Raw genomic sequence first — 9,833 nt, forward strand, 5'->3', positions numbered from 1 at the left:
TGCTTTTTTGTAAAGGGTAATTTTCATATAAGGCTTTTCTGCGTTATCTATACGAGAAACAAAATTACACCACAGGAAACGTCACGGGGAACGGAGAGCATCTCCCCCGTTCGCGTTTTATCCATATAATGCTAGGAAATTAGAAATAAAAAATAATTCTAAGCTGGCAACTCAGCAGCAATTTTCCAATTTACTGAGGTGACGCTTTTTTCCAGGCTAACCCGACAAACAATTGCCTCAATTTCTTTTTGCTCTGCTGGCGTAGCTAATATTTCCGCACAAACTTCAAGTCGGCCGGGCTGAATAGCATCTGCACTGCTCAACGACTGTAATCTAACACCTAACCCATTCAGAGCCTGCAAGATCAAAGTCCTTACCAAAATTTCATCATCTATAGCGCAAATAATATGGATTTTATAACGTTGTTCTAAATCCAAGGCTTGCTGAGGAGGCTGCGTATTAATTCGCTGTGCTGCTTCTCTCAATAAAATGTTCGCACAAAGAATAATGGCTGTTGCTATGCTGGCTGACCAATATTGACCCAGCCCACACAACACGCCGATCCCTGCCGAACACCATAATGTTGCTGCTGTATTTAAGCCACGAATATTCATTCCTTGACGCATAATGACACCGGCACCAAGAAAACCAATTCCAGATACAATTTGTGCAGCAATACGCCCAGGGCTATCCGCAGAAGCCGTCATTGAACAAATAATAAAAACCGCTGCGCCAGTTGATACCAAAGCATTAGTTCTCAACCCGGCCATACGTTGGCGCCACTGACGTTCAGCCCCAATCAGAGCGCCAAGGCACAGTGCGGATAGTAAATGAAAGGCAATAGATGTTAACAACATAGTATTCTCCATAACATCAAATGGATAAATAACCCTTTAAGTGTTCAAGTTATTAATTGTTCAATTTTTAAATTGACCATAAGTCACTTAAAATCTATTGGGTATAGAGAATCATGTACATTACAGCCTGTTCTGGTTCGGTTAACCTTAAAACCATCTGCTATTCAACGAACACAATAGAGAGCCTGAAGAGATAATTCTTCATCGTACATGAAATAAATTCGAGTTGATTATTTGTATGTTCCCGGAGGGAATAAGGAATGAATATATGACCACATCATGTATACCCCGATATACCTTCAGCTAATACTTTGTTAAGAATCCAACTCAGTAGATCCACAGTATCAAATGATCTTTATTCGGGTGGGTACAGCTCATGAAGTTAAAGTAGTACCGCCCACCATTACTGGTAAGCAGCAAATCGATGAGAAATGAACAGCTTACCGGATTATTTTCTATTTAATCTAAAACTTCGACTGTCCAATTGATCGCTCTCCAAGAGAATTTGCGGGTGAGTATAAACAGACTTAATTAATAAGTAAAGACTCAGTTCGAGAGGTTGTTTTACAAAAACTATTTACAAAAAACCTATGTGTTTCCTGCCTCATTAAAAAGCAGCAGTGCTATAAATACTTTGTCATTTAATTGTAACTGATTTTATCCGATGATAAATAACATATTATTTTCATTCCGTTATTTTTACCATATAAATAAATCAGTCCAGAAATTTATAGCCTAGAAACTTACGAAAATAGATTTATAAAACAGAAAACAAAAAGCCCGCCATGGCGTTCTGGCCTGGCGAGCTTAAGTAAGGCTTAAAGGCGAAAATTAGATAGCAGAGACGTTTGCTGCTGCTGGGCCTTTGGCACCATTTTCAATGGTGAATTCTACATTCTGGCCTTCTGCCAGAGTTTTGAAGCCGTTACCTTGAATGGCAGAGAAGTGTACGAATACGTCTTTGCTACCATCAGCTGGAGTGATGAAACCAAAGCCTTTAGACTCGTTGAACCACTTCACTTGACCTTTCATTTTGTCAGACATTTGACTTTCCTATATATCAAAAAAAACTCGCCACCTCGGGCATGTGTTGGCCAGTATCAGCTATTACTTATGGAGGCACTAAGAAGGAAACGGTCAACAAAGGCTACCGAAGATAGCACTTACACATAACTCATTAACTCAAGATGTCGTACATAAAGTAGGTCTGTTAATCAGGCCAAGCGCATTAACGCATGACCGCACACGAATAGCAACCTTTTTATGTATTATCGATTTAAAAAAACCACATACGCTCAATATTAGAACAGAATAACATAATAAAAAGGTGTATTTATAATTTTATTTGATTAATTCAACTTTTGTCTCAGCAGAAATACTGATTATTGCTCGCCAACAATAACAATTTTCCAAATAAATTAAATCAATTGCTATACAGATGTGGGTTGCAGACATGCTAACCTTGAAAATAGTAAAATTTTCAATCCGATCGCGCTTTTTACAACACTTTTCTACAAATAAGTGGGTTAGCATTATGAACATCATCAAACAGATATTGATTCAAGATCTTGAGCGGATCAATCTTAAAGAGCACCGTGACGGTAAAGTGCACTTCAACAGCATTTTTATTCACCATCATCCCTATCTATGTCTGGCGATGGTTGTCGCTTATGCTTTTCTTGCTACGCTCATGTGGTATGCGCCCTATTTTGGGGCTTGGTCTATTTTTGCATTTACTGTGGCTTTTATTGCTATGGCTGCTGTTCTGCTATTTGATATTAAGCCAGTTTATCATTTCGAAGATATTGACGTACTCGATTTACGTGTCTGTTATAACGGAGAGTGGTTCGTCAACGAACAAGTCTCCAAAAATGCCATTAATAGAATACTCAATCATCCTCGAATACCTAATGAAATCAAAGATGACATCAAACGCATTATGAAGAAAAAGCACGGCATTTGTTTTTATGATGTATTTATGCTCGCCTGTTCAGAGCAATCACCTTATGCTCAACCTCTTAACATGGCTAACAAAAGTGCATAAATTCAACAAAATAGCAGTTTCATGACACAATACGCTCACATGATGAGCAAACGGTAAGAAAAAAGAATTTTTGCGTTGACACTATTCCAGTTCATCGCTAATATTCGCCCCGTTCTCAGGAACGAAGCAATTCCTCCATAGTTCAGTCGGTAGAACGGCGGACTGTTAATCCGTATGTCGCTGGTTCGAGTCCAGCTGGAGGAGCCAAATTCAAAACACTCCGCTCTGTTAACGTTGCGAGGTGTTGAGCTTAAACTGAATAATCTAGTTTAAACCGTTTACAACGGCCTCCCAAACGGGAGGCCGTTTTTGCATTGAGTATGCTAAGTATTATTTTGAAATACCAGATTTCATACTCATTTGCTTGATGAACATGAAAAATTAAACATAAACGCAATAATTACAAAAATAATACAACTTCCCTTTAATAAACAACCTATAATTACTGACTGTAAAATCAATAAAAGCCTGCCAAACGAGCTGTATTTTCATCAAAAAATAACAAAAAAACACCATTAAGATCACACATTAACCACTTAAACTTATTTTTATTTTTTTCACTTTACAACCTCAAAGTATTCCATGTATTATTCGCTCCGTTCTCAGGAACAACCCAATTCCTCCATAGTTCAGTCGGTAGAACGGCGGACTGTTAATCCGTATGTCGCTGGTTCAAGTCCAGCTGGAGGAGCCAAATTCTGAAAAGCCCGATTAGTTCTGCTAACCGGGCTTTTTACTATCTATTTACTACCAGCTATTTGCTTGCTTCCCGCTAATTATTTGTTTCTCGACTGATTGTTCGTTTATCAATCCTTTGCTTCCCCGTTAGCTATTTTTCCCTCTTTATTGCAATGTCTATCTGACTTACCTTTTATCTTACGGCTTTACTTTGTTAACCGGCTGTTTTGCCAGATTTACTATATATTTCCTGAAATATGCTCACATTAACGCGATTGATCACTCACAAAATACAACGAAGATCAAAAAGAAACCAGTAAGTACACATTACCGGCAAACAAACAGTTATTGTTATTTTCTGCTTTGACAAACCTAAAAAGTACCGTTAATATGCACCCCGTCTTAAGGAGTTCCTCCATAGTTCAGTCGGTAGAACGGCGGACTGTTAATCCGTATGTCGCTGGTTCGAGTCCAGCTGGAGGAGCCAAAAATTCTGAAGAGCCTGATTAGTTTTGCTAATCAGGCTTTTTGCTTTGCACTCTTCTGTTTTTTCTCCTTCTTACTTCTTACTTTCTGGCCTTACTGATAAGTTCTCACGGCAGGATTTCTTCTAAAACAGGCAGAAAAGCCCGAAAAAGACACACGCAGTACACATTACCAGCAAACAAACAGTTATTGTTATTTTCTGCTTTGACAAACGTAAAAAGTACCGTTAATATGCACCCCGTCTTGAAGGAGTTCCTCCATAGTTCAGTCGGTAGAACGGCGGACTGTTAATCCGTATGTCGCTGGTTCGAGTCCAGCTGGAGGAGCCAAATTCAATTCACCCTCGTGTTGTTACTTCTATTTTTTCCTTTTTTGATACGATATATTTCCTCTGAATACCCTAGCAAACATAAATTTAAAATTCTAATCTTCCAAAATTCACAGGATTTTATCATTCAATAATAGCTATTTAGCTATTTTCGTTTTATCATTCTCCTCCGGCTTTAAGGAGTGCTGAATCAGCATCCATCATTTTTTCACCTTTATTCTGGAGCCGGTTCCATGACCACTGAATCATATACAATTAAAATCCGCCGCCCTGACGACTGGCATGTCCATTTCCGCGATGGTGATATGCTAAAAACTATCGTTCCCCATACCAGCCGTTTCTTTGGCCGAGCTATCGTCATGCCCAACCTCGTCCCCCCAGTAACAGATGTTGCCAGCGCCAAAGCCTATAAGGAACGGATAATCGCAGCTATTCCGTCAGATCACGATTTCCAGCCTCTTATAACCTGTTATCTGACTGATTCAACAGACCGCATGCAAATTGAAACGGGCTATAAAGAAGGCATTTTCACCGCCTGTAAACTTTATCCCGCCAATGCAACAACAAATTCCAGTCACGGTGTTTCCGATGTCAAAAAGATCTACCCATTATTGGAAACTATGGAAAAAATAGGCATGCCCCTGCTGATTCATGGTGAAGTCACCGCTTCCCATATCGATATTTTTGATCGTGAAGCACGATTTATCGAACAAGTGATGGAACCATTACGCAGGCAGTTCCCTGGACTCAAAGTTGTTTTTGAGCATATTACAACTAAAGAAGCCGCAGAATACGTTCTTGAAGGTAACGATAAATTAGGTGCTACTCTGACACCACAGCATTTGATGTTCAACCGCAACCATATGCTAGTTGGTGGCATTCGCCCTCATCTTTACTGCTTACCAGTGCTAAAACGCAACATTCATCAAGAAGCATTGAGGGCAGCAGTTGCCAGTGGCTGTAATCGCTTTTTCTTGGGTACAGATTCAGCCCCCCATGTACTACACCGCAAAGAATCGTCTTGTGGTTGCGCCGGGGTTTTCAATGCCCCTACCGCTTTGGCTGCCTATGCCACTGTTTTTGAAGAAATCGGAGCCATGGAACATTTTGAATCTTTCTGTTCCCTGAATGGCCCAGCATTTTATGATCTGCCAGTTAATGACGGTTTTATCGAACTTACGCGTAAGCCGACACCCGTTGTTGAGTATGTTGAGTGTGGTAATGAAAAGTTGATTCCATTCCTTGCCGGGGAAGATGCCGGATGGGATGTTAACTTATGTGAGTAATTTTTTTACTGCGGGCCGTGCGGAAATAAAGGATGATTTCCGCACAATTATCTGTTTTATAAAAAAATCGAACAGCTTATAATTATTTCCATCAGTAATGATGAAAAAATTCCGTTCTTTTCACTTCTTAGATTGGCAAAAAGGTTTATACTGCTACTTGCTCATCCTAGATGGGTGTTTTTGCTCTTAGTCAATTATATCAATAATGATGCTGTAGTCTGATTAGGAGGTTACATGGACAATAAAAATGAAATAATCCAAACTCATCCTGTTGTAGGCTGGGATATCAGCACCGTTGATGCCTATGACGCCATGATGATACGTCTCCATTACGCATCCTCTCAAGATCAAAATCCAGAGAATGTTAGCGTTGACAAAACATTGTGGTTAACAACAGGAGTGGCCAAACAACTTATCCTCATTTTACAAGCCGGAATTGAAAAAATAGAAGCATCAGAATACAGTCAACTCGATCACATTAAACATTAACAATGAATTTAAACACTTTCCTTCAACCCATTTGGGCACTCAATGTACTGAGTGTCCAAGATAGACAACCGAACAAATATTAACCAATAAAATAATCCACCTGGTTCACTATTCTTTATAATCCTGTATTATACGACCTTCTTCATCCAGCAATATCTTAATTGTTAAGCTAACTTTCTAAATAATCTATTTTTTAAATAACCATAGTAGAACAAGGATGTTCAAGTAATGAAATTACTAGTCATTGAGGAATGCCATTATACACGCTTAGGAATTATTGAGTTTTTGAAAGAAAATACGGATATTTTTCTTAAAGAAGCGACATCAATTCAAAATGCTATCAATATCCTGCCAGTCTTTTCCCCGGATGTTATTCTGGCGAATTTAACAAACTATGGTCACTATAGTGATTATTGCGAACAACTGAATTTATTTATTTCATTAGTTAATGAAGCACGTATTTATACTTATATTGACAAACCCTATCCTTTTGAAAAAACACCTATCCAATTGACAAATAACGATTTTATTCTATCGAAAAAAAATCTGATGATGTTACTTAATCGCCTAAACGAAATGACATCATTTGATATTCAACATTATTTCTCTCATTTCAATATCCATAGTTCTATTTTTAGCCATCAGGAAAACCGTGTCATCGATTATTGGATGCTAGAAACCAACACTCATAAAATCGCTCAAATACTAAAAGTCAGCAATAGTACAGTCTATTCTCACAAAAGGCATATTATAGAAAAAACGGGCGTTTCTAATAAAATAGAGTTACTTTTTATTTACAATATATTTAAATATTTTTGTTAAGTCATTTAAATAAACTTCTTTAGCCTAAATGATATTTAATTATTTATGCTAATTCATCAGTGCTGTGAGCTAACTAGGTAAAGAATATTTATGCCCACCGGCTTCAAATTGCAACCAACAAAGTTGCAACTTGAAAGACGGCGGGTATACATCACTTAATGGATTGCAAAGATGTAATATTCAAACCATCATTTAAACGATAGCGGGACTTATTAAAAATTTTAGCCCCATTCTCTCTCCCTGCCCGACGAGCACGCTGTTCGTTTTCTGGTAGTCTCATCTCTTCACTACAAGCATCGCTGCAACAACCTTCGAAACGCTCTGCACAAGATGGGCACTGGATAAACAACAAGTGGCAACCATCATTCTTGCAGTTGGTATGGCTATCACATGTCACTCCGCACTGGTGGCAGTGCGCAATGACTTCTTCAGAAATGCGTTCGCCCATACGCTCATCAAAGACAAAGTTCTTACCAATAAAGCGAACTGGCAGCCCTTTTTCTTTCGCTTTACGGGCATATTCAATAATGCCACCTTCTACATGATAGACTTTGTTAAAACCATTATGCAGCATATAAGCGCTCGCTTTTTCACAGCGAATTCCACCCGTGCAGTACATAACTATATTTTTATCTTTATTGTCTTTCAGCATGTCTACTGCCATTGGCAGTTGTTCACGAAACGTATCAGAAGGAATTTCAATTGCGTTTTCGAAATGCCCTACTTCATATTCGTAGTGGTTACGCATATCGACAAAGACGGTATCAGGATCATCCAGCATTTGGTTAACTTCAGCCGCTTTGAGATATTCGCCTGTTTTTGCTGGATCAAAAGTTTCATCTTCAATACCATCAGCAACAATGCGTTCACGCACTTTCATACGTAATACCCAGAATGATTTACCATCATCTTCCAGAGCAATATTAAGGCGCAGGTTACGTAATGCAGGATCAGTTTCATCCAATAATGTTTTCAAAGCATCAACGTTACTGGAAGGTACACTAATTTGGGCATTGATACCTTCTTTGGCGATATAAACCCGCCCAAAGACAGATAGTTCAGTAAATTCTTGATACAGGCTATCGCGGAAAGACTGTGGTTCGGAAATGGTAAAATATTTATAAAAAGAGATGGTCGTGCGCGGCTCGGCTTCAGCCAACATGCGTTCTTTCAGCTCTTTATTAGAAATACGGTTATGTAACACTGGCATGGTGTTCAAAATATCCTTGTAATATATTGATATTTATACATTTATGTCTATCTGTGTCCACAGAGTGTCCACATTAGACCATTATCGATAATTTTTAACTAGAAACCCCTAGTATGATACAAGGGGTTTTTTATTTTCTACAATATTACTTTTTCCTGTGACTAGGATCCATCAATCTACCGTGGAAACTCTTCTTGATTTTCGAGGGACTTTCTCATTTATCACTATCCAATTATCAGATTAATTTCACACCCATACGGTATTCGCGAGGGATTAAGTACGGTGACAGCAGGGGATTTGCTGGATTTGGCGTAAGTGGTGCTGCGCTGATTGTTAACCTATTTATTTTTGCTATTCATTAAAAACCATTTATTATCAATGCGTTTTTACCTCATATTAAAGGGAGATTTTTATGCATTGGTTAGGGTGGATACCCATTGGTCTTTTGTCGGTATATTTATTGTATAAGGGTTTTATGCGGCTTTTAGTGGTTTTTATCGGGATGTCTTTCATAAAAACAATCCCGAAAGATGCCGAGAGGGCCTTACAGAAAGAGAATGAAAAACGGGTTAAGGGTGAGATCCCCCCCTTAACCCATGAAGACTGGGGGATGATGGTCATTGCGCCTCAGGCATTGCTTGGCGGGAATAGTTGCACGGACTATTCACCGAGGGATGACCCCGACAGTGGATTCGACCTAATCTATGGAGTAAAAAACAGACAGGATTTAATCCATGAGCTGTTTCTTTTAATCACCGGGCAGGATGAAGGGCGTGTTTTATTCCATGAGACACGGGAGAAGGTGATTGGCCTACCTGAAAAGGAATTTAAAAAAGCGCTGAAGGAAATCAGACGGCGTAACGTCACTCAGGAGGAGAAAAAGGCATTTATCTGGCAGTATAAGGTGATGTATCACAATATCAATGAGGCGCAAAGCCTGAAATATTTCCCAACTGACTATCATACCTTCATCGGAAATTGTTTAGCCGGGTGCAGACTGAAATACATCACCGAAGCCGAAGCCAAAGCGTGGGCAAACATGTTAGCCCCGTTTTTTCGTGAGACGTTCAGTGGATGGGGTGATGTATGGCACAGCTACGTCATGAATCTCTGGTTTTTTGTGGGGTATGATAAAGAATTGAAGCAGATGGAACCGACCTATCGAGCCATTATCAACGTTTTATTAAAAGAAATGTGCAGCCCGATCAATACAATTAGATGGGATGCCCCTCTTCCCCCCGTTGAGACGTTTTCATTTGCCGAAGCCGTGGCAGGCTTAAACGTGAAAAGTGCGAGCGGTAGGGTAATGGACGTTGATGAAGTGAATAACATCATCAGAAAACACCTGAATATGGCGGGTTCGTAAATCATCAAAAAGACAGAAAACCAATAACAGAGGCACAGTGCCTCTGTTTTTATTTCGGCTGTTCAGGCCAATTAATATCAGGCGCAACGGAATAGTCTAAAGTATAGCAGAATCAACATAACCTGACATATTCAATATGTTCCGTAAACAACTCATCAACTGAACATCTTTTTTGCCTCCTTACCGCTTTTGCTCCGCCCCATTTGTGTTCTATCGGGTTCAAATCCGGACTATAAGCGGGAAGCCATTCCAGTTGACATCTGCTGT

Annotated in this window: 9 protein-coding genes and 4 tRNA genes; 9 read left to right on the plus strand and 4 right to left on the minus strand. The window is 39.3% G+C overall.

Annotated elements, in window-relative coordinates; translation table 11 throughout:
* Nucleotides 1-158: 158 nt before the first annotated feature.
* Both Xenpb_RS17245 and cspE read right to left on the minus strand, forming a co-directional pair.
* Nucleotides 159-857, minus strand: coding sequence for an MgtC family protein (locus Xenpb_RS17245; protein WP_255523176.1), 699 nt, complete (start codon nt 855-857; stop codon nt 159-161).
* A gap of 831 nt (nt 858-1,688) precedes the next feature.
* Nucleotides 1,689-1,901, minus strand: coding sequence for a transcription antiterminator/RNA stability regulator CspE (cspE, locus tag Xenpb_RS17250; protein ID WP_047965154.1), 213 nt, complete (start codon nt 1,899-1,901; stop codon nt 1,689-1,691).
* A gap of 490 nt (nt 1,902-2,391) precedes the next feature.
* On the opposite strand from cspE, the gene Xenpb_RS17255 reads away from it, so the two are divergent.
* From Xenpb_RS17255 to Xenpb_RS17290, 8 genes are all read left to right on the plus strand, one after another.
* Nucleotides 2,392-2,901: a YlaC family protein gene (locus tag Xenpb_RS17255; RefSeq protein ID WP_187655449.1), complete on the plus strand. Its 510-nt coding sequence runs from the start codon at nt 2,392-2,394 to the stop codon at nt 2,899-2,901.
* Between the two features lie 131 nt (nt 2,902-3,032).
* Nucleotides 3,033-3,108, plus strand: a tRNA-Asn gene (locus tag Xenpb_RS17260).
* A 411-nt stretch (nt 3,109-3,519) separates the two neighbouring features.
* Nucleotides 3,520-3,595 (plus strand) — tRNA-Asn (locus Xenpb_RS17265).
* A 395-nt stretch (nt 3,596-3,990) separates the two neighbouring features.
* Nucleotides 3,991-4,066: transfer RNA gene (locus Xenpb_RS17270), tRNA-Asn, on the plus strand.
* Nucleotides 4,067-4,318: 252 nt separating this feature from the next.
* Nucleotides 4,319-4,394 (plus strand) — tRNA-Asn (locus tag Xenpb_RS17275).
* 232 nt (nt 4,395-4,626) lie between these two features.
* Entirely contained in the window at nt 4,627-5,679 is a 1,053-nt protein-coding gene (pyrC, locus tag Xenpb_RS17280; protein WP_187655450.1) for a dihydroorotase, read from the plus strand.
* A gap of 234 nt (nt 5,680-5,913) precedes the next feature.
* Nucleotides 5,914-6,168 (plus strand): biofilm formation regulator BssS, encoded by a 255-nt coding sequence (gene bssS / locus Xenpb_RS17285; RefSeq protein ID WP_099114504.1) that lies wholly within the window; start codon nt 5,914-5,916, stop codon nt 6,166-6,168.
* A 228-nt stretch (nt 6,169-6,396) separates the two neighbouring features.
* Entirely contained in the window at nt 6,397-6,990 is a 594-nt protein-coding gene (locus Xenpb_RS17290) for a LuxR C-terminal-related transcriptional regulator (RefSeq protein ID WP_187655451.1), read from the plus strand.
* 151 nt (nt 6,991-7,141) lie between these two features.
* Here the strand turns inward: Xenpb_RS17290 and Xenpb_RS17295 are convergent, their stop codons facing one another.
* Entirely contained in the window at nt 7,142-8,200 is a 1,059-nt protein-coding gene (locus Xenpb_RS17295; protein ID WP_187655452.1) for a rhodanese-related sulfurtransferase, read from the minus strand.
* Nucleotides 8,201-8,675: 475 nt separating this feature from the next.
* On the opposite strand from Xenpb_RS17295, the gene Xenpb_RS17300 reads away from it, so the two are divergent.
* Nucleotides 8,676-9,566, plus strand: coding sequence for a DUF1266 domain-containing protein (locus Xenpb_RS17300; protein WP_222943030.1), 891 nt, complete (start codon nt 8,676-8,678; stop codon nt 9,564-9,566).
* 112 nt (nt 9,567-9,678) lie between these two features.
* Here Xenpb_RS17300 and Xenpb_RS20545 read toward each other — a convergent pair whose 3' ends face one another.
* The gene (locus Xenpb_RS20545; RefSeq protein WP_255523164.1) at nt 9,679-9,819 is read right to left on the minus strand and encodes a transposase; all 141 of its coding nucleotides are present in this window, start codon (nt 9,817-9,819) and stop codon (nt 9,679-9,681) included.
* Nucleotides 9,820-9,833 lie beyond the last annotated feature (14 nt).

It is taken from the genome of Xenorhabdus sp. PB62.4 (assembly GCF_014467285.1).
Taxonomy (GTDB): domain Bacteria; phylum Pseudomonadota; class Gammaproteobacteria; order Enterobacterales; family Enterobacteriaceae; genus Xenorhabdus.

What these genes read in the sequence shown, in the direction of transcription:
- Xenpb_RS17245 (WP_255523176.1), bottom strand. Translation starts at nt 857, where the DNA reads ATGTTGTTAACATCTATTGCCTTTCATTTACTATCCGCACTGTGCCTT.
- cspE (WP_047965154.1), bottom strand. Translation starts at nt 1,901, where the DNA reads ATGTCTGACAAAATGAAAGGTCAAGTGAAGTGGTTCAACGAGTCTAAA.
- Xenpb_RS17255 (WP_187655449.1), top strand. Translation starts at nt 2,392, where the DNA reads ATGAACATCATCAAACAGATATTGATTCAAGATCTTGAGCGGATCAAT.
- pyrC (WP_187655450.1), top strand. Translation starts at nt 4,627, where the DNA reads ATGACCACTGAATCATATACAATTAAAATCCGCCGCCCTGACGACTGG.
- bssS (WP_099114504.1), top strand. Translation starts at nt 5,914, where the DNA reads ATGGACAATAAAAATGAAATAATCCAAACTCATCCTGTTGTAGGCTGG.
- Xenpb_RS17290 (WP_187655451.1), top strand. Translation starts at nt 6,397, where the DNA reads ATGAAATTACTAGTCATTGAGGAATGCCATTATACACGCTTAGGAATT.
- Xenpb_RS17295 (WP_187655452.1), bottom strand. Translation starts at nt 8,200, where the DNA reads ATGCCAGTGTTACATAACCGTATTTCTAATAAAGAGCTGAAAGAACGC.
- Xenpb_RS17300 (WP_222943030.1), top strand. Translation starts at nt 8,676, where the DNA reads ATGCGGCTTTTAGTGGTTTTTATCGGGATGTCTTTCATAAAAACAATC.